The organism is Methylothermus subterraneus (assembly GCF_054656915.1).
Genome location: NZ_BAAHXK010000001.1, coordinates 342,057 through 359,699, shown reverse-complemented (window position 1 = coordinate 359,699; position 17,643 = coordinate 342,057). Strand labels below are relative to the sequence as shown.

Annotated in this window: 18 protein-coding genes; 8 read left to right on the top strand and 10 right to left on the bottom strand. The window is 61.9% G+C overall.

All coding sequences use genetic code 11. From position 1 onward, the window contains the following. From ACYQ3M_RS01835 to ACYQ3M_RS01810, 6 genes are all read right to left on the bottom strand, one after another. Nucleotides 1–324 (bottom strand): BLUF domain-containing protein (locus tag ACYQ3M_RS01835; protein ID WP_460034337.1); only part of this gene is annotated, 324 nt, incomplete at its 3' end. Then, nucleotides 321–1,796, bottom strand: coding sequence for a cryptochrome/photolyase family protein (locus tag ACYQ3M_RS01830; protein WP_460034336.1), 1,476 nt, complete (start codon nt 1,794–1,796; stop codon nt 321–323). The genes ACYQ3M_RS01830 and ACYQ3M_RS01835, both read right to left, overlap by 4 nt. Then, the gene (locus tag ACYQ3M_RS01825) at nt 1,793–1,954 is read right to left on the bottom strand and encodes a hypothetical protein (protein ID WP_460034335.1); all 162 of its coding nucleotides are present in this window, start codon (nt 1,952–1,954) and stop codon (nt 1,793–1,795) included. Before ACYQ3M_RS01825 ends, ACYQ3M_RS01830 begins: the two co-directional genes overlap by 4 nt. Then, entirely contained in the window at nt 1,941–3,284 is a 1,344-nt protein-coding gene (locus ACYQ3M_RS01820; protein ID WP_460034334.1) for an MFS transporter, read from the bottom strand. Before ACYQ3M_RS01820 ends, ACYQ3M_RS01825 begins: the two co-directional genes overlap by 14 nt. A gap of 97 nt (nt 3,285–3,381) precedes the next feature. Then, nucleotides 3,382–6,453 (bottom strand): efflux RND transporter permease subunit, encoded by a 3,072-nt coding sequence (locus ACYQ3M_RS01815; protein ID WP_460034333.1) that lies wholly within the window; start codon nt 6,451–6,453, stop codon nt 3,382–3,384. Between the two features lie 12 nt (nt 6,454–6,465). After that, nucleotides 6,466–7,392, bottom strand: coding sequence for a permuted SH3 domain-containing protein (locus ACYQ3M_RS01810; protein ID WP_460034332.1), 927 nt, complete (start codon nt 7,390–7,392; stop codon nt 6,466–6,468). Nucleotides 7,393–7,456: 64 nt separating this feature from the next. Here ACYQ3M_RS01810 and ACYQ3M_RS01805 point away from each other — a divergent pair, with 64 nt between their 5' ends. Together ACYQ3M_RS01805 and ACYQ3M_RS01800 are read left to right on the top strand one after the other, a co-directional pair. Further along, on the top strand, nt 7,457–8,248 hold the full coding sequence (locus ACYQ3M_RS01805; RefSeq protein ID WP_460034331.1) for a VIT1/CCC1 transporter family protein: 792 nt from the start codon (nt 7,457–7,459) through the stop codon (nt 8,246–8,248). An 80-nt stretch (nt 8,249–8,328) separates the two neighbouring features. Further along, nucleotides 8,329–8,997: a class I SAM-dependent methyltransferase gene (locus tag ACYQ3M_RS01800; protein ID WP_460034330.1), complete on the top strand. Its 669-nt coding sequence runs from the start codon at nt 8,329–8,331 to the stop codon at nt 8,995–8,997. Nucleotides 8,998–9,061: 64 nt separating this feature from the next. Here the strand turns inward: ACYQ3M_RS01800 and smpB are convergent, their stop codons facing one another. Beyond that, the gene (gene smpB, locus ACYQ3M_RS01795; RefSeq protein ID WP_460034329.1) at nt 9,062–9,541 is read right to left on the bottom strand and encodes an SsrA-binding protein SmpB; all 480 of its coding nucleotides are present in this window, start codon (nt 9,539–9,541) and stop codon (nt 9,062–9,064) included. Between the two features lie 50 nt (nt 9,542–9,591). Between smpB and ACYQ3M_RS01790 the strand changes: the two genes are divergently transcribed. Together ACYQ3M_RS01790 and ACYQ3M_RS01785 are read left to right on the top strand one after the other, a co-directional pair. Continuing rightward, nucleotides 9,592–10,023, top strand: a complete 432-nt coding sequence (locus ACYQ3M_RS01790) for a type II toxin-antitoxin system RatA family toxin (RefSeq protein WP_460034328.1) — start codon at nt 9,592–9,594, stop codon at nt 10,021–10,023. Next, nucleotides 10,016–10,285, top strand: coding sequence for an RnfH family protein (locus ACYQ3M_RS01785; RefSeq protein WP_460034327.1), 270 nt, complete (start codon nt 10,016–10,018; stop codon nt 10,283–10,285). The genes ACYQ3M_RS01790 and ACYQ3M_RS01785 overlap by 8 nt, the downstream gene beginning before the upstream one ends. On the opposite strand, the gene ACYQ3M_RS01780 is transcribed toward ACYQ3M_RS01785, so the two are convergent. Further along, nucleotides 10,282–10,707: an outer membrane protein assembly factor BamE gene (locus ACYQ3M_RS01780; protein ID WP_460034326.1), complete on the bottom strand. Its 426-nt coding sequence runs from the start codon at nt 10,705–10,707 to the stop codon at nt 10,282–10,284. The genes ACYQ3M_RS01785 and ACYQ3M_RS01780 overlap by 4 nt on opposite strands. A gap of 101 nt (nt 10,708–10,808) precedes the next feature. Here ACYQ3M_RS01780 and fur point away from each other — a divergent pair, with 101 nt between their 5' ends. Genes fur through lolD form a run of 3 tightly spaced genes read left to right on the top strand, consistent with a single transcriptional unit; the run spans nt 10,809 to nt 13,156 of the window. Further along, entirely contained in the window at nt 10,809–11,228 is a 420-nt protein-coding gene (gene fur, locus ACYQ3M_RS01775; RefSeq protein ID WP_460034325.1) for a ferric iron uptake transcriptional regulator, read from the top strand. Nucleotide 11,229: 1 nt separating this feature from the next. Further along, nucleotides 11,230–12,477 (top strand): lipoprotein-releasing ABC transporter permease subunit, encoded by a 1,248-nt coding sequence (locus ACYQ3M_RS01770; RefSeq protein ID WP_460034324.1) that lies wholly within the window; start codon nt 11,230–11,232, stop codon nt 12,475–12,477. After that, on the top strand, nt 12,470–13,156 hold the full coding sequence (lolD, locus tag ACYQ3M_RS01765; RefSeq protein ID WP_460034323.1) for a lipoprotein-releasing ABC transporter ATP-binding protein LolD: 687 nt from the start codon (nt 12,470–12,472) through the stop codon (nt 13,154–13,156). The genes ACYQ3M_RS01770 and lolD overlap by 8 nt, the downstream gene beginning before the upstream one ends. Here the strand turns inward: lolD and ACYQ3M_RS01760 are convergent. After that, a complete protein-coding gene (locus ACYQ3M_RS01760; protein WP_460034322.1) occupies nt 13,141–13,656 on the bottom strand; it encodes a DUF2062 domain-containing protein in 516 nt (171 codons plus the stop codon). The genes lolD and ACYQ3M_RS01760 overlap by 16 nt on opposite strands. Before the next feature lie 94 nt (nt 13,657–13,750). Here ACYQ3M_RS01760 and ACYQ3M_RS01755 point away from each other — a divergent pair, with 94 nt between their 5' ends. After that, nucleotides 13,751–16,024: a DNA internalization-related competence protein ComEC/Rec2 gene (locus tag ACYQ3M_RS01755; RefSeq protein ID WP_460034321.1), complete on the top strand. Its 2,274-nt coding sequence runs from the start codon at nt 13,751–13,753 to the stop codon at nt 16,022–16,024. On the opposite strand, the gene cysN is transcribed toward ACYQ3M_RS01755, so the two are convergent. Next, on the bottom strand, nt 15,999–17,642 hold the full coding sequence (gene cysN / locus ACYQ3M_RS01750; protein ID WP_460034320.1) for a sulfate adenylyltransferase subunit CysN: 1,644 nt from the start codon (nt 17,640–17,642) through the stop codon (nt 15,999–16,001). The genes ACYQ3M_RS01755 and cysN overlap by 26 nt on opposite strands. Between the last annotated feature and the right edge of the window lies 1 nt (nt 17,643).

Genomic DNA, 17,643 nt, shown 5'->3' with positions numbered 1-17,643 from the left:
AAAGCTCTGGGCAACGCTTTGGAAATCCTCGTCTGAGAGGCGGCTGAAAGCCAGGTTGAATTCGCCGAAGCGACGTTGAGAGACCGGGATTTTCTCGATCAAGTGGATGTCGTGATGGCGTCGATCTTTGCGGATGCGTTTGAAGGTTTGCTCTACCGCTTCTTGGGGCCCTTCAAGGACTTGCAGAAACATGCCGTTGCCGTAATAGAGGACGCCGGTGATGCCGCAGGCGCGGTTGCGCGCTCGGCACTCTTCCAGAAAGGCGTTTAATTCCGCATCGGCGAACTCTTGGCTGGCCTGGCTGAGGTAGCTTAGGCGGATCATAGGTTTTGCTCGTCGTCCGAGGTGGGGTTTAGGATACCATCGTTGCGGTGGGGTGCTTTTAGTTTGGCAAACGCAGCCAAGGCCAAAGCTCGGCTTGTAGCTAAATCCAGGATCGGATGGGGATAATTCCGGCCCAGTTCGACGCCGTAACGCCTGAGCTCGGTGGGGTCCGCTTCCCAGGGCGCATGGATAAGGCAGGCAGGTAAAGACGCAAGCTCTGGCACCCAGCGGCGGATGTAATTCCCGAGCGGGTCGAATTTACGCCCTTGGAGCACGGGGTTGAAGATCCGAAAAAAGGGCGCTGCGTCGGCTCCGCAGCCTGCGACCCATTGCCAGTTTTGGCTGTTGTTGGCCAGATCCGCGTCCACCAGGGTGTCCCAGAACCAACGCGCCCCTTCTTGCCAAGAGATCAAGAGATTTTTGACCAAGAACGAAGCCGCTACCATGCGTATCCGGTTGTGCATCCAACCGGTGGCCCAAAGCTCGCGCATGCCGGCGTCCACCAGGGGGATGCCGGTCTGCCCTTGTTGCCACGCGGCCAAAGCGTCTTTAGCTACACGCCAGGGAAAAGCGTGGAAGCGTTGGTCCAAAGGTTGGCCGGGCAGCTTAGGAAAATGATACAAGAGGTGATGGGAGAACTCCCGCCAGATCAGTTCGCGCAGGAACGCCTCCCCACTGTGGCCGCTCGCTAGAATGGAAGCCGCCACCTGTTTGGGGGAAATCTCGCCGAAGTGCAGGTGGGGGGACAGGCGCGAGGTGGCGGGAAGGTCGGGCCGATCGCGTAAGGATGCGTACTCGGCAAGCGGCCCCGAACGAAAAGCTTCCAGCCGCGCCAGGGCCCCCGCCTCGCCGGGCTGCCAGGTCTGGGCCAGGCCTCGATACCACCCGATGCGAGGCATAAGCTCGAGTGCTGCCAGCGGCACGGTGGCAATTCCAGGCGGGACTTTAGGAAGCCTTGGCGGCGCTGGCTGGACGTCGGTCGGCAGCCCCTTAAACAGGCAAGCGCGGTAGAACGGGGTGAAACGCCTAAACGGCCGGTCCTGGGAAGTCTTGAGCCGTGCTGGGTCGAACAATAGATCGCCCTCGAAAACGAGCGGGCGGATGCCGCAGGATTCCAACGTCCGGACGATTTGGGCGTCCCGTCTGCGGACGGCGGGGTCGACAAGACGGTTCCAATACACCGCAGCGGCCCCGGTTTCTCGGCACAGGGCGAGCAGGCTCTCCAGCGTGGGCCCCAGGCGGATGGTCAGGCGTGAGCCGCGCTCACGTAGGGACTGCTCGAGCTGGGACAGACTCTGGTGCAACCACCACCGCGAGGCGGCGCCGGGCTGCCAAGGAGCCTCCTCTTCCGGCGCATGGAGGTAAACCGGAACCACGTCGGCATGACTGGTCAGGGCGGCGATCAGCGCGGGATTGTCGGCCAGGCGCAGGTCGCGGCGGAACCAGACCAGAGCGGCGTTTTTCCGGTTCATGGCTTTGGCCCTAAAAAGCTTGGGTAGCGCTGCTCCGAAGAGACAAAATGACGAGCGGTGCCGCCGGCTTGGATGCGCCCCGGCCAGTCCTCGGGCGAGTCGGCGGGCCGCACCGGAGGCGTCAGCCGCACAAACCGCCTCAGCTTAAAGGAGTTCATCAGCGCCTCCGCGATCGTAGTATTGCCGATGAATCTGGCTCTGTAACTGGGCTTGGACGGCGGCGTCTAGGGGAAAGCGCCAGGCGATGAGGATACAAGGGAGTTTGAGCAGCACCGGCAGGCCGGCATAGAGGAAACCCAAGCCGGTGAGGGCGACGTGAGGCTGGGCCTTTAAGGTGGGATCGTAGCCGACCAGGCCCAGCAGCGGAAAGGCGATCCCCACCGCCAGAGCCAGGGCGAGCTTAGTCGCCATCCCCCAGATCCCAAACAGCAGCCCGGCCCGGCCACCGCCGCCCTGGGCGGTGTCGACGTCCACCACGTCGGCCTGCATCGCCGTGGGCAGGGTCATGTCGGCCCCCAGGGTCAGGCCGGTAAGGGCCACGGTGAGAGTGAAGAACCAGAAGTCCTCCGGTCCGAACCAGGGTACGGGGACGAAAGACAGGGTCGCCAGCCCCATCGACACCGCCCAGGCCCGGTGCTTACCGATCCGGCGCGACAGCCAAAGCCAGGCCGGCAGGGCCGCCACCCCCGTCCCGAAATACAGGATCAGCAAGGGGCCGGCGGCCTGCGGGGCCTGCAGGCGTTCTCCCACGAACAGCAGAAACAGCGTCGCCGGCAGGCCGTTGGCCAGACCGTTGACCACATAGGCGATCAGCAGCAGCTGTAAGGGGCGGTTGGCGCCGAGAAGACGCAGTCCGGCGGCAAAAGCCGGTCTCTGCAAAAGCCGCCGTTTTTCCGGCAGCCGATGGAGAGCAAGGAATACCGCAGGCGCTAGGGTCAACAGCACCGCGAAGAACAGCAACTGCAGGCTGGCGCCCGCGTTCTCGGCGACGCCGGCCAAGGTCGGCAGGGTCAGAGCCAGCAGCACCCCTAGAGCCTGAAATCCTTCCCGGCTCGCCGCCAGGCGGCTGCGCTCGTGATAGTCCACGCTCAGCTCGGCGCCCCAGGCGGCATAGGGAATGCTCACCAGGGTCCAGCCCAGATAAGCCAGCAGCGTCCCCAGAAGCAGCCAGTTTCCGCCGACGCCGGGCGGAGGAAGAAACAGCATCCAGATGCCGAGCAGCAGCCAGGGAACGCCTAGCAGCATGGGGCCCCGGCGGCGCCAGTCCGGCCAAGGCCAGTGGTCGCTTATGTAGCCTGCCAGAGGGTCGGTGACCACGTCAAACAGCCTCGCTACAAGCAAAATTGCGCCTACGCGGGCGGTTCCCAGCAGCAGATCGCGGGCGTAGAAGGTAGGCAGGTACACGTACAGCGGGAGCCCGAGGGTAGCCAGCGCCAGCCCCGGCAGGCCGTAGACGAAAAGCTGCGCGAGCGACAGCGGACGGGTCATGGATGAGTCAGGGCAAACACATTGACATCCACCTTCAATTGAGGAGCTCGAAAACTACGTTGCCGAAGTCAAGGCCCGACGCATTGGAGATTAGAAATTAGCAATTGCGTTTCTGGGACGGAAACCTGCCAAACCGAAGCATTAGCTGGGGAAGCAGCAGCAGCGTCAGGCAGGTCGAGGACATAAGCCCCCCGACGACGATGCCGGCCATCGGCCCCATGATCTCGCGCCCCGGGTTGTCGCTGGCTAGGGCGATAGGGAGCATGGCCAAGGCGGTCACCAGCGCCGTCATCAACACCGCCGGCAAGCGATCCAAGGCGCCTTGAACCGCGGTGGTTTGATTCCACGGCAAACCTTGGTGTTCGACCAGGTGCCGGTAATGGGTGATCAGCATGATGGCGTTGCGCACCGTGATGCCAAACAGCGTCACAAAGCCCACCAGCGATCCGAGCGAAAGCACCCCGCCTTGCAACCAAGCGGCCGCTACCCCACCGGCCAGCGCAAAGGGCAGGTTGACCAAGGTCAAAAGCGTGTGGCGTAAGGAGCCCAGCGCGAGATAGATCAAGATCAGCCCTCCGCCCCCCGCAAGCAGCGCGTTGGCGATCAGTGCCCGCCTGGCTTGGCCCTGTTCTACCGCCGCCCCGGTGAACTCGGGATAATAACCGGGCGGAAAATCGATTTGCCTTTGTACCTCGCGTTTGATCCGGCTTAGGAGGCGGTCGGTGTCGCCTGAAGCCGAGACCGTGACCGTCTGCACGCGCTGGGCGCTGCGGTGGAGCACGTTGTAGCGCCCTTCGGTCTGGCGGATCGCCGCCAGCTGCTTGAGCGGCAGCAGGGTTCCCGAAGGCGTTTGGATCGGCAACTCGTCCAGCGCGGCGGGGGTGGCGCGCCGCTTGGGCGGAAGGATCAGGGCGATGGGAAAGCTGCGGTTGCCCTGGTAAGTTTCCCCCAGCGGCCAGCCTTGATAACAGGCGGCCAGCACTTTGCCGAGCGCCGCCGGAGAAACGCCCCACAGGGTCAAAGCCTCAACGCGCGGCTCGATCCTAAGCTGCGGCCATGAACTTTGCGCCCGGATCCGGACCGCATCCACTCCTGGCAAAGGGCGAATCAACTCGGCGACGCGTTGGGCAAGGCGATCGAGCTCGGCAAGGTCTGGGCCGTACAGGTGGATGACGATGGGGGCCGGGTAGCCGGACAGGGTCTCGTCCACCCGTTCGACGAGGAAGGTGTTGGCCTCGAAGGTAAGGCCGGGGAAGCGATTTAAGATCTGCTTTAAAGCGTTCAGGGTCTGCTGCTGCTCCTTGCCGGAGAGAGGCTTGAGCCGGACCTCGTATTCGCTGTAATGGCTGCCGTAAGTGTCGGCGCCGCGCTCGGCGCGGCCGGCCCATTGCGCGACCGAGATCACTTGGGGGAGATCGAGGAACGCCTGGGTCAGTTGTTTGCCTAAATGGAGCGAAGCCTCAAGCGAGGTTCCCGGCAAGCTGGTGGTGTGGACGATAAAATGCCCCTCGCGCAGGTTCGGCAAAAACCTCCCCCGAAATTGCGGCAGGCTGGCCAGAGCCGCCAGGCACGCGAGCCAAGCCACGGCCAAGCTTACCGATGGATGGCGTAAGATCCAGGCGCTGCCTGCCGCGTAGCGGGCTTGGAGCCAACAGGCCAAGGGAGAGGGCGCGCTTTGGCCTTTGGCGAGGAGAAGAAAACCGAGCGCGGGGGTCACGGTCAAAGCCACGCCGAGCGAGGCGAGGATGGCGGCGATGTAGGCCCAGCCCAAAGGAGCAAACAGCCGGCCAGCGACCCCCTCCAGGGTGAGCAAGGGCAAAAACGCCAGCGCCACGATGAAGCTGGCGTAGACTACCGAGCTTCGCACTTCCAGAGAAGCCTCCAGAACCACCTGGGCGCGCGGGCGGGGACGCGGGAGCGTTTGATTTTCTTTGAGGCGGCGGAAGATGTTTTCCACGTCGATGATGGCGTCGTCCGCCACCTCTCCTAAGGCGATCGCCAGCCCCCCAAGCACCATCAGGTTGAGCTTGACCCCAAAGGCGACCAAAACCCAGGCGGCGGTGAGCAGCGACAGCGGAATCGCCAGCGCCGACACCAGCGCGCTTTTGCAATCGAACAAGAATGCGTACAGCACCGCGACCACCAGCCCCGCCCCGACAAGCAGGTGGGCGCCTAAGTTGGAAAGCGCGCGTTCGATGTAATCGGCCGGGCGAAACAGCGGCAGGTGCAGGCGGATCCCTTGCTTGGCCAAAAGCGGGGCAAACTCGGCGAGCGCCGCCTCGACCGCGCGCGAGACCGTGAGCGTGTCGGCGCCGTATTGGCCGATCACCATCAGCTGAAGGCCTCGCTCGCCTTGGATTTGGGCGGCGCTGATGGCGGGGGCAGGCGCCCAGTGGATGCGGGCCACCTGGTCTAGGGTAAGGACGCCGGAGGCCGAAACCAGGGCCAGGCGCCCGAGCCGCTTGGGCAAATCGCGGTCGAGTTCGAGCAGCAGCTCCAGGCGCTGGTTGGGAGTTTCGATAAACCCTAGGCCGTGGCGGCTTAGGGCTTGCTCGAGTTGGCTCAAAAGCGCGTTTAAGCCCAGCCCGAAGCGGATCAAGCGCTCGGGGTCGGGTTGAATCTGGAGTTGACGCCGGCCTTCGCCGAACACGTTGACGTCCGCCACGCCGGGGACGGCGCGCAGCCTGGGGACCAAGGTCCAGTCCACCCAGTCGCGCAAGCGCATAAGATCGGCGCCGGTCAGGCCGAAGGTGAGGATCGTGGCCGAAGACGAGGCGAGCGGCACTTGGACCGGCGGGCTTGCGCCGGGAGGAAGGGCCAGGCTAGCGAGCCGCTCGCTGACCTGCTGGCGGGCGCGATACAGGTCGGTTTGATCGTCGAACTGGACGGTCACCACCGACAAACCGGCGATCGACTCCGAGCGCAGGGCGGTAAGGCCGAGCAAGCCTCCCAAAGCGGCTTCGATCGGCTGCGTCAGGCGCCGTTCCACTTGCTCAGCGGTCAGCCCCGGGGCCTCGGTGTGGATCACCACCTGTTTGGGGGCGAACTCGGGAAAGATGTCGAGGCCGGTGTGGGCGAGCTGCCAGCCGGCATACAGGCACAGCACCAGAGCCGCCGCCACCACCGCCCCGCAGCGGCGGATCGCGGCGGCAATCAGCGCAGCGAGCATGCGGCGATAGGCTCAATCGTCGGTGTCTTCATCCGGCACCTGGGCTTTTCGTTCTTCCGCAAGCAATAGCTGCGCCCCCTGCGCCACCACCTGCTCGCCCGGCTCAAGCCCGCGCGTTACCCATAAGTTTTCTTCCGCCTCACGCCACGCCTGAAGCGCTCGACGCTCAAAACGGGAGTGGGCGGTCTTGACGAAAACCCACGCCTGCCCTTGCTCCCAGACCACCGCCTGGGACGGGACGAGGATCGCCTCCATTCGATCCTGCACTTTTGCGGTCAGGCGCAGGCCCAGCGCCAGGCCGGGTGAGGAGGAGGCGAGGTAATAGTAATGCGGGGTGCCGGCAAACCAAGGGTCCGTTTTGGGAGCCGGGCTTAAGTATTCTAAAGGCAGCAATGCGCCTTGGTGCTCGAGCACGGCGGTTTTGGGCAGATCGTCCCGCGGAAAGGTCAGGCGCACCAGATAGGCGTCGCCGCGGGCGAGCCGGCTTAAGTTATCTGAGCCAGTCTGCACCCAGGCCAAAAGCGTAGCCCCCCATTCGGCTGCGAGCTCGGACTTAAGCTGGGCGAGCTCGAGCGTTAAGGCCTCGGCTCGGGCTTTGGCGGCGAGCAGGTCTTGGCGAGTTTGCTCTAGAGGATCGCGGCGCAGGTCGTGGCCGATTTTCTCAAGGCGCGCCAAGCGCTGCTGCAGGATGGCGGCGATTTGCTCCTGGGCGGCCAGCTCTAAGGTTTTGGTTTTGAATCGGTGGCTGGCCTCGATGAGCGGGAGCGGGTCTATGATTTGGGCCGGAACCTCGAAATCGAACGCAACCGGTTGGCGTTTTACCGCTTCGACGCGGATGCCGGCCAGGCGCTGAGCGTCTGGCGTTACCACCAGGGGCTCGGCGCGCAGAGGCGAAACCGCGAGCACCAAACCATAGACCAACAGCCGTGCTTGGGTCATTTTCAAAAATCGCAGGTTCTTGAGGCAGGATCGATCCGCATTGGCGCCTAAAGCGTACTGTGCGATGATTGTACCGGGTTTGCCGTCTTTTATCCCAGCGATGCGCAAACAAAATCTTGATCTTCAGGCGCTTGCGGCCCAACACCAAGCGGAGGCGATCGCGGCGCGCCTTGCCCGCGCCCGGCGCCCCAGTTATCTAGGCGACGCCGTGCTGGGGGCGATCGACGGCTGCGTGACCACGTTTGCGGTGGTGGCGGGGGCGGCGGGAGCGAATCTGGCGGCTTCGGTGGCGCTTATCTTGGGAGTGGCTAACCTCATCGCCGACGGCTTTAGCATGGCGGTGAGCAACTATCAGCGCGCCCGGAGTGAACAGGGTTTGTTGGCCAAGGCGCGCGCGATCGAGGAAATGCATATTCGATGGGTGCCTGAAGGCGAGCGCGAGGAAGTGCGCCAAGTCTTCGCCGCCAAGGGATTTCGCGGCGAGGAATTGGAGCGCATCGTTGCGATCATCACCCAAGACCCTAAGCGATGGGTGGACACCATGCTCACCGAAGAACTGGGCCTTAAGCTCGAATTGCCTAAGCCCTTTCGGGCGGCGCTGGCGACGTTTGCCGGGTTTTCGGCAGCCGGCCTGGTGCCCCTTGGGCCTTATCTGATTCCGGGAGGACTTTGCCGGCAGGCGTTTTGGATCAGCGCCGGCCTGACCGGTTTGACCTTCTTCGCGATCGGGGTGCTCAAAGGCTACGTGCTGCTCCAGGGGTGGCTGAAATCGGGGCTTGAGACCTTGGCTCTGGGTGGGGCAGCGGCCGGACTGGCGTATGCCGCAGGCGAGCTGCTGCAACGCCTTATGGGATGAAAAAAAGAACCTTTGTCAGCCCGAGCCAAGCCAAGTATACTTCGGTAGGATTTACAGTCATAACTAAAACAAAGACCGCCATGAACATTAACTTACCCGCTGAAGTTTCTGTTTCGCGCAACAATCTGGTCAGTACCCTGAGGGGGATAATCTACGATCGCACTTTTGCCAAGTTGACCATCAATTGGTATCGCGCCGTGCTCGAGCGTCTGCCCGACCGCGCCGAGGTGCTCGACGTCGGGATCGGAACGGGCGGCGCGGTGGTCGCCAACGCCGATCTGATCCGGAGCAAGCAGCTTCGGATTTTAGGCATAGACATCGACGCCGATTATCTGGAGCGTTGCACCAAGGCCCTAGCCAAGGCCGGTTTGACCGAGCACGTCCAAGTGCGGTTGGAGTCGGTCTACGACCACCAGGGGGGGGGGTACGATGCGGTCTATTTCAGCGGCAGTTTCATGCTGCTTCCCGATCCGGTCGGGGCCTTGGATCGGGTTCTGGGCCAGCTCAAACCCGAGGGCAAAGTGTTTTTTACCCAGACCTTCCAGGAACGCCGCTCGGTGCTGGTGGAGAAGGTCAAGCCGATGTTGCATAAGATCACCACCATCCACTTCGGTCAGGTGACTTATTGGGAGAACTTCCAATCCGTACTCGCCCAGGCGGGCGCCCGGATAACGGATGTGGTCGTGCTCAAGCAGCTGCGCAACGCTTCTTTCCGCCTGATCGAAGCGGTTCCCGAGCTTATCAGCTGACGGGCGGTCGAGTCGCCGCCTGCTTAGGCGGCGCTTGTTGCCGGAAGTGGTTTCTGGTCGGGCGTTAAGTTGGCGTTTTTAAGATCCGCTGCTTTTCCCGCTGCCAATCGCGCTCTTTTTCCGCTGCGCGCTTGTCGTAGAGCTTCTTGCCTTTGGCCAGGCCGATCTCCAGCTTGGCCCGGTTGTTTTTCCAGTACAGCTTTAGGGGAATCAGGGTGTAGCCACGCCGTTCCACTTGGCCGATTAAGCGGCTGAGTTCCTGTTTGTGCAGGAGCAGCTTGCGCGTGCGGGTGGGGTCCGGGTGGACGTGGGTGGAGGCGGAAGCCAAAGGCGAGATGTGCGCGCCAAACAGCCACGCTTCGCCGTCTTTGAGCAGCACGTAAGCTTCTTTCAGGCTTACTCGCCCGGCGCGCAGGCTTTTGACTTCCCAACCCTCAAGCACTAGCCCAGCCTCGAAGGTCGCCTCGATGAAATAGTCGTGGCGGGCCTGGCGGTTGACGGCGATGAGGCGGTCTTCGCTCGGTTTGTTTTTCTTACCGGCCATAATTTTGTTATTTTATCTGGCTGCAGGCAGAGAAAGCCATTCGTCGTTGTATGCGGAAAATCCATAAGAGCGCGCTGGTCGCTTATCCGGCGGAGTGGGTGTTCGAGCTGGTGGACGACATCGAGTCCTATCCTAAGTTTCTTCCCTGGTGCCGCGCCGGTCGGGTGCTCAGGCGCGAGGCCGAGGTGGTCGAAGCGGAGCTCGAGATCGCCCGTGGGGCGTTGCAGCAGGTGTTTGCCACGCGCAACTTCAATCGGCCGGGAAGGGAGATCCGCATGACCTTGCTGCACGGCCCGTTCAAACACCTGCAGGGTGCTTGGCGGTTCCAGCCGATCGGCAAGGAGGGCAGCAAAATCACTTTGGACTTAGAGTTTGAAACCGCCCGTGGCCTTGGGGGATTGGTTTTCGGGGCGGTGTTTAACCAGATTAGCGAGACCCTGGTGAACGCGTTTATTCAGCGCGCAAAGCACCTGTATGGCTGAAATTGTAGAAGTGGTGTATGCCTTGCCCGAGGTGCAGCGGGTGATCGAAGTTGCCTTCGCGCCCGGGATGACCGTGGGTGAGGCGCTGGAAAAAAGCGGCCTCCTTGCGGAATTCCCGGGGATCGATAGGGCTAAGGTCGGGATTTTTGGACGCGTGTGTCGGCAGGATACCGAACTCAAACCCGGCGATCGGGTAGAAATTTATCGGCCGCTTGCCGTCGATCCCAAACAAGCGCGGCGGCTTCGCGGACAAGCCCCTTAGCCACGCAACTTTTTGAATAGGTTAAGGATCGTCTCAAAGAGGCCTTTTTCGATTTTGCGCGCCGGAACCTCGATGGTGGTGATTTCATGCGCTTGCAGGTCCGATTTGGGCTGCGGGCGAAAATCCCCGCGTAGGCCAACGAGGCGCCCATCTTCGTCGAAGATAAGCGTTAAGTGCTGTACCTGCCTGGCGCCGCCGGCTTTTTGCACGCTGTAGAGATAATCGAAACGCTGCGGTTGGAAAGGGTTTGTAAGTAAGGGCGTCCCAAGAATGTAGCGGACCTGGTTTAAAGTCATGCCCGGCTTTAACTGATCGACCTGGTTGGGGGTGATTAGATTGCCTTGTTGCACGTCGATGCGGTAAACGCAGCCGGTCAGAATCTGACTTGCAAAGTAAGCAATGAGGATGCGATGCTTTCGCATTGAGTTTCAGTTTAAATGCCCAAGAGCGGGCAATGATACTCTATCCTCGTCGGGCTTGCACCGGAGGGTGAGCTGCGAACAGGTTGTCTAAAGGAGAGGCTGTGGAGTCGCAAGATCTCAGAAACGCCGGTCTTAAAGTAACCCTGCCGCGGATGAAGATTTTAGAGATTCTGGAGCGGCGGCAGGGAAGCAAACATTTGAGCGCCGAAGACGTTTACAAAATCCTGCTCGAGGAAGGGGAGAAGATCGGCCTGGCTACGGTCTACCGGGTGTTGACTCAGTTTGAGGCCGCCGGGCTGGTTCGGCGGCATTACTTTGAAGGCGGCAATTCGGTGTTTGAGCTCAACCTGGGCAGCCATCACGACCATATCGTTTGTCTTAAGTGCGGACGGGTGGACGAATTCAAGGACGAAGTGATCGAACAACGGCAGCAGAAAATCGCCCAAGACCTAAACTATCAACTTCAAGACCACAGTCTGACCTTGTACGGCGTTTGCCCGACTTGCCGGAAAAAGCCTTAGTATGTTCAAGCCTCTGACGCTTTACCTCGCCCTGCGCTACACCCGGGCGAAAAAACGCACGCATTTTATTTCCTTTATCGCTTTGACCTCGATCCTGGGTATTACCTTAGGGGTGACGGCCTTGATCACCGTGCTTTCGGTCATGAACGGCTTTGAGTCGGAACTGCGCCGGCGCATCCTGGGGATGACCTCTCATATCACGGTCACCGGTTTCGATGGCAAGCTCTCTGCCTGGCAAACGGTGGCCGAGCGCGTGCAGGATTCCCCGCGCTTGTTGGGCAGTGCGCCGTTTGTCGAAGAGCAGGTGATGCTCGCCTTTGACCGGCGGGTCTCGGGCGCCATGCTGCGCGGGGTTCTGCCGGAGCGCGAACCTCAGGTATCGGAGGTCGCCTGGCACGTCACCGCCGGCAGCTTAGAAGCGCTCAAGGCCGGGGAGTACGGCATTGTTTTGGGAGCGGAGCTGGCACGCTATCTGGATGTCTGGCTGGGAGACAAGGTGACCGTGATCACCCCGCAGCTGACCACCACCCCGGCGGGGATCCTGCCGCGCCTGAAGCGCTTCACCGTGGTTGGGGTATTCGAGGTCGGGATGTACGAGTACGACCGCAACATGGCTTTAGTACACCTTCAGGACGCGGCCAACTTGCTGCATTTGGGAGGGGCGGTCAGCGGTCTGCGGCTGAAGTTGGACGACGTGTTCGCCGCCCCCCAAATTGCGCAAGTCTTGACTGCCCGTTTGGGTGGGGAATATCTGGTCACCGACTGGACGAGGATGCACAGCAATTTTTTTAAAGCCATTCAAATGGAAAAGACGGTGATGTTCGTCATCCTCCTCCTGATCGTCGCGGTCGCGGCGTTTAACATCGTTTCCACCTTGGTCATGGTGGTTACCGACAAGCGCGCCGACATCGCCATCCTGCGCACCCAAGGGCTGACGCCAAGAGCGGTGATGGGGGTGTTTATTCTGTTGGGAGCGATCCTCGGTCTTGGAGGAACCTTGGCCGGAGTCGCTGGCGGGGTAGCCTTGGCGCTGAACGTGGAGACTGTGGTCCCGGCGATCGAGCGGCTGTTTGGCGTGCATTTCTTAGCCGCCGACGTGTATTACATCAGCGAACTGCCTTCCGAACTGCATTGGGAGGACGTCTGGCGGGTCGGCGCCACGGCTTTCCTGTTGACCTTGCTGGCTACTCTTTATCCCGCCTGGCATGCGGCCAAGGTCAAACCGGCCGAGGAGCTGCGCTATGAGTGAGGCGCCGGTGCTGTCCTGCCGGGACTTGGCCAAGCGGTTTCGGCAGGGGCCGTTGGAAGTGGAGGTGCTCAAGGGGGTCGATCTGGCCGTCGAGCCCGGGCAGCGAATCGCCGTCATGGGCGCGTCCGGTTCGGGCAAAAGCACCTTGCTGCATCTTTTAGGAGGGCTGGAAAACCCAAGCGCCGGCCAGGTGCTGTGGGAGGGTGAGGCCATCGGCCGCTGGAGCGAGCAGAAGCTTTGCCAAAAACGCAACCGGACCTTAGGGTTCGTCTATCAATTCCACCACCTCTTGCCGGAGTTTACTGTCCTCGAAAACGTCGCCATGCCGCTTTTGATCGGAGGAGTCGGGATTGCCGAGGCCAGGCGGCGGGCGCTGGAGATTCTGGCGCGGGTGGGGCTGGAGAAGCGCCTTGACCACAAGCCTGGGGAGCTCTCCGGCGGAGAGCGCCAACGCGCGGCGGTGGCCCGCGCCATGGTGACCCGTCCCCGCTGCGTGCTGGCGGACGAGCCGACCGGCAATTTAGACCGCAAGAGCGCCGCGCTCGTGTATCGGCTGATGCTGGAGCTAAACCGGGAATTCAAAATCGCCTTCCTGGTGGTGACTCACGATCGGGACTTGGCCGATCGCATGGATAAAATCTTCAAGCTGGAAGACGGCCGGCTTTACCCGGCCGATTGATTGCGCTTCTTGCGTTCTTGCCAGCGCCTTACTGTCACCCACCGCCATACCGCCTGCATCCCGACGTAGCCAAGGGCGGCCAGCACGGTTCCAAAGATCAGGCTGCCGGTCAGCAGCGGCCAAAAGATGTCTCCCATTTCGTTCAGTAGGTTGAATTTCTCCGGGTTGACTTCTTTGCTGTTGCCGAGGATCCAGACGCCGAGCTTGTAGGCCGGGTAAAACATCGGCCCCCAGGTCAGGGGATTGGTGATCCACACCAAGATCACCGACAAGGGCAGATTGGCTCCGACGAGAAAGGCCAGGGCGGCGGCCACGATCATCTGCCCGGGAATGGGCAGGTACATCACGAAGAACCCTACCGCGCAGGCCAACGCCGCCGAGCGGCGGTTTAAGTGCCAGAGGTTGGGATTGTGCAGGTGCTCGCCGAGAAACTGCAGATGCTTGTGCTCTTTGATGACGTGATGTTCGGGCAAAAGACGCTGGATGAATTTTTTGGGCATAACTTTCCTAGATTAAGCCGCGGGCGGTGAACCCTTCTCAAATTGACCATAATTGATTTTAGCAATTTCTAACCCCTCTTGGATCAAGAAGTTTATGCTTGGCGTTGGACTGAGCTTTTTGAGCGGGCAGTTGGCTGTATTCTTGCTGCCTGAGGTGCCCGCCTGGGGTTGGGTGGCTGCGGCTTTTGGCGGATGGCTGATCTTGCTTTGGCGGCGCCTGAATTATCCGGCTTGGATGATGTTGGGCGTGGTTTGGACTTTAGGGTATCTCCACGGGTATTGGCGTCCTTTGGACCCGGCTTTAGAAGGACGCGATCTGAGCGTGGCCGGGCGCATCGCGGATCTGCCGGTTCGTCACCTTTGGGGTTGGCGGTTTGACTTGCAATTGGATTCGCAAAGCGCGAAGGGTTTACCTAGGCGGATCCGTTTGAATTGGTACGGCGGCCCGCAACTTAGAGCGGGTGAGCGTTGGCAGCTCAAAGTGCGCTTAAAGCGCCCCCACGGTTTTGCCAATCCCGGTGGGGACGATCACGAACGCTGGCTGTTTGCCCGAGGCATTGGGGCGACGGGTTACGTGCGCCCGGAAGGACCGAACCGGCGCCTGGCGGAGAGTTCCGGCTTGGCCGACTGGCGGCAGAGGATCGCCGATTTCATCGACGCCGAGCTGGCCGGCTCGCCTTACCGTGGAATCATAAAAGCGCTGGCGGTCGGGGCGCAGGAGGGAATTACCGAGCGGCAATGGGAGGTCTTGCGCCGCACCGGCACCGCCCATCTGGTGGCGATCTCCGGCTTGCACATCGCGATGGTGGCGGGGCTGACGTTCTGGTTAGGGCGTAAAGCTTGGCTGTGGTTTGGGCATTGGCGGCTTGCCGCCGATCAGATCGGGGCCTTGCTCGCCTTCCCCAGCGCGCTCGGGTACGCCGCTCTGGCTGGATTTTCGCTGCCCACGCAACGGGCGTTGATCATGTTGGGGGCAGCGCTTTGGGCAGGGCTCTGGCGCCGGCGCCTTGATCCGGGGCAGGCGTTTGGCGCCGCCTTGCTCCTCGTGGGCGGGCTGGATCCGCTCGCGCCGCTCTCGGCGAGCTTTTGGCTGTCGTTTGGGGCGGTGGCGTGGATTCTGTACGCCGTTTCCGGTCGCCTGCGCCCGCCGCGCTGGGCGCTGATGAAAGTCCAAGGCTATTTGTTTTTAGGGCTTGCGCCGTGCTCGATCTTCTTCTTCCAGCAGGTAGGTGGGACCGCCCCGTTGGCGAACCTCGTAGCGGTGCCGGTGGTGAGCTTCGGGGTGGTTCCCTGGGTGCTGGTAAGCTGTGCCTTGGCATCTCTGGCTCCGGCCCTGGCTGCGCTGCTGCTTGCCGGGTCGGTCTGGGTGCTGGAGCGGCTGTGGCCGGCGCTGGCCTGGCTGGCCGGTTTCCACAATGGGGCTTGGCCGTTGCCGCCTCCGCCGCTTTGGAGTCTGCCGCTTGCTTGCCTAGGGATAGCTTGGTTATTAGCCCCGCGCGGTTTGCCGGCGCGCTGGTTGGGCGGGGTGTTGCTGTCGCCGCTGATTTGGGGGGTAACCCCGCGACCGGCGTCCGGAGAGCTTTGGGTGACGGTGTTGGACGTGGGCCAAGGTTTGGCAGCGGTGGCCGAGACGCAAAACCACGTGCTGGTATACGACACCGGCCCGGGTCTGAGCGAGCGCTTCGATGCCGGCAGCGATATTATCGCCCCGTTTCTTAGGCAAGCCGGGCGCAGGAGGCTGGATTTGATCGTGCTCAGCCACGGCGACTTCGATCACAGCGGTGGGCTGGTCGGCCTTATGCAAAGCTTTCCGGCGCCGGTTCTGACCAGCGCGGCGGCTAAGTTCCAGCGCTTCGGCGCCGCTCCGTGCCAGGCAGGGCAACGCTGGGAGTGGGACGGGGTAAAGTTTTCGCTGCTCTGGCCAGAGAACGCCGAGCCGGCGCGGCTTGGAAAGGAAAACGACCGCTCTTGCGTGTTGAAGATCGAAACCGGAGCGGGGGCGGTGCTTTTTCCCGGCGATTTGGAGCGGATTGGAGAGGCGGCCCTAGTGCGGCGGTACGGAGCCTCCCTCAAGGCCCCGGTCTTAATCGTTCCGCATCACGGCAGCGCCACCAGCTCTTCTTGGCTGTTTTTGCGCGCCGTGCAACCTAAGTACGCGTTGATCGCGAGCGGTTATCGCAACCGCTTCGGTTTTCCGTCCCAGAAGGTTTTGGCGCGCTATCGCTCGCTTGGCACCCAGGTGTTCGACACGGCGCGCGATGGGGCGATCCGAGCGCGGCTCGGCCCCACGGTCGAAGTTACCGCTTGGCGCCGCCTTAGGCGGTGGATTTGGTCGTGGCGACCTAGTGCAGAATCTGAGCCGTTTTAAGTTCCTTTAAGGCTTGTTCCAGGTCCAGCCGGTCGGCGTCTAATACCATCCCCTCTGGGACAGGGGGACGAGCTTCGGCCAAGGGCCACAGCACGATCAGGCCGGCGTGGGTGAAAGCTTGCGCCAGCTCGGGCCCCACTCCCGGCAAGACTTTCTCGTCCAGCACGACCGCGGCGTGACCGGTATCGAACAGGTGCCGCTCCAGACGGTAAGCAAGCTCCAAAGCGTAGGCGCCGGTCAGGTAGACGACGCACGCCTGCTGGCCGAAACGGGAGGCGCGTTCCTTTGGGGTCACGGGGCCAAGCTTGGTTTCGTCCCCGGCGGCAGCGTAGATCATGGCGGCCCCGCAGGTCGCGTTAGTTAACCGGTCAATGAAAATAAAAGCCCCGGTGCCTTTGCATTTTTGATAGGGGTCAAATACCAGCGGCGCGTTGAAAGCGACTTCGCACAAGCCGATCTCGTTCATCTCGAGGCGGTCGGCGGGGGTTTCTTCCAGCGTGTGGACGTCGATGCGATGCAGAATCCGGGCCACCGATCCGCTTAACGTGCGGGTGGCTTGCTTGATCGTGTACTGGCGGCCAGGGACCAAAGGCTTTTCTGTCATCCAGACGACGTGGGCCTGGCAGCGGTAGTCCATCTGGGGAGGGCTATCTGGGCTTACGATCAGATCGCCGCGGCTGATGTCGATCTCGTCCTCTAAGGTCAAGGTGACCGCCTGCGGCGGGAACGCCTCCTCCAGATTGCCGTCGTAGGTGACGATCTGTTTGATCCGGCTTTTCTGGCCAGAGGGCAAAACGACGATCTCATCGCCCACGCGCGCGATTCCAGCCGCGAGGGTGCCGCTAAAGCCGCGAAAGTCCAGATGCGGGCGGTTGACGTATTGGACCGGAAAGCGCAGGTCCTTGAGGTTTTTGTCCTTAGCCACTTCTACCGTCTCGAGCGTCTCGAGCAAGGTCAGCCCCGCGTACCAAGGCATGTTAGCGCTTTTTTCCACCACGTTGTCGCCCCTCAAGGCCGAGATCGGGATAAAGCGAATGTCGGGGACGTCAAGTTTTTGGGCGAAACTTAAGTAGTCGCTGCGGATCCGGTCGAATACTTCCTCGCGGTAATCTACAAGATCCATCTTGTTGATCGCGACCACGATGTGGCGGATGCCAAGCAGCGAGACGATAAAGCTGTGGCGGCGGGTTTGGGTCAGCACCCCTTTGCGGGCGTCGATCAAGATCACCGCCAGGTCGCAGGTCGAGGCGCCGGTGGCCATGTTGCGGGTGTACTGCTCGTGGCCAGGGGTGTCGGCGATGATGAACTTGCGCCGGGCGGTGGAAAAATAGCGGTAGGCGACGTCGATCGTGATTCCCTGTTCGCGCTCGGCCTGCAGGCCATCGACGAGCAAGGCCAAATCCAGCTCGCCGCCGGTGGTGCCCAGGCGCGCGCTGTCTTTTTCCAGCGCCTTGAGCTGGTCTTCGTAGATCGTCTGGGTATCGTGGAGCAGGCGGCCGATGAGGGTGCTCTTGCCGTCGTCCACGCTGCCGCAGGTCAAAAAGCGCAACAGCTCCTTTTGCTCGTGCTGGCGCAGGTACGCTTCGATGTCGGTGCGGATTAGGTCGTTGGCGTGCATG

Bases quoted from the DNA above. Each gene is read 5' to 3' on its own strand.
- ACYQ3M_RS01830 (WP_460034336.1), bottom strand. From the start codon at position 1,796: ATGAACCGGAAAAACGCCGCTCTGGTCTGGTTCCGCCGCGACCTGCGC.
- ACYQ3M_RS01770 (WP_460034324.1), top strand. From the start codon at position 11,230: ATGTTCAAGCCTCTGACGCTTTACCTCGCCCTGCGCTACACCCGGGCG.
- lolD (WP_460034323.1), top strand. From the start codon at position 12,470: ATGAGTGAGGCGCCGGTGCTGTCCTGCCGGGACTTGGCCAAGCGGTTT.
- ACYQ3M_RS01790 (WP_460034328.1), top strand. From the start codon at position 9,592: ATGCGGAAAATCCATAAGAGCGCGCTGGTCGCTTATCCGGCGGAGTGG.
- cysN (WP_460034320.1), bottom strand. From the start codon at position 17,642: ATGCACGCCAACGACCTAATCCGCACCGACATCGAAGCGTACCTGCGC.
- ACYQ3M_RS01760 (WP_460034322.1), bottom strand. From the start codon at position 13,656: ATGCCCAAAAAATTCATCCAGCGTCTTTTGCCCGAACATCACGTCATC.
- ACYQ3M_RS01780 (WP_460034326.1), bottom strand. From the start codon at position 10,707: ATGCGAAAGCATCGCATCCTCATTGCTTACTTTGCAAGTCAGATTCTG.
- ACYQ3M_RS01810 (WP_460034332.1), bottom strand. From the start codon at position 7,392: ATGACCCAAGCACGGCTGTTGGTCTATGGTTTGGTGCTCGCGGTTTCG.
- ACYQ3M_RS01815 (WP_460034333.1), bottom strand. From the start codon at position 6,453: ATGCTCGCTGCGCTGATTGCCGCCGCGATCCGCCGCTGCGGGGCGGTG.
- ACYQ3M_RS01820 (WP_460034334.1), bottom strand. From the start codon at position 3,284: ATGACCCGTCCGCTGTCGCTCGCGCAGCTTTTCGTCTACGGCCTGCCG.
- ACYQ3M_RS01800 (WP_460034330.1), top strand. From the start codon at position 8,329: ATGAACATTAACTTACCCGCTGAAGTTTCTGTTTCGCGCAACAATCTG.
- ACYQ3M_RS01825 (WP_460034335.1), bottom strand. From the start codon at position 1,954: ATGAACTCCTTTAAGCTGAGGCGGTTTGTGCGGCTGACGCCTCCGGTG.
- ACYQ3M_RS01805 (WP_460034331.1), top strand. From the start codon at position 7,457: ATGATTGTACCGGGTTTGCCGTCTTTTATCCCAGCGATGCGCAAACAA.
- ACYQ3M_RS01785 (WP_460034327.1), top strand. From the start codon at position 10,016: ATGGCTGAAATTGTAGAAGTGGTGTATGCCTTGCCCGAGGTGCAGCGG.
- ACYQ3M_RS01755 (WP_460034321.1), top strand. From the start codon at position 13,751: ATGCTTGGCGTTGGACTGAGCTTTTTGAGCGGGCAGTTGGCTGTATTC.
- smpB (WP_460034329.1), bottom strand. From the start codon at position 9,541: ATGGCCGGTAAGAAAAACAAACCGAGCGAAGACCGCCTCATCGCCGTC.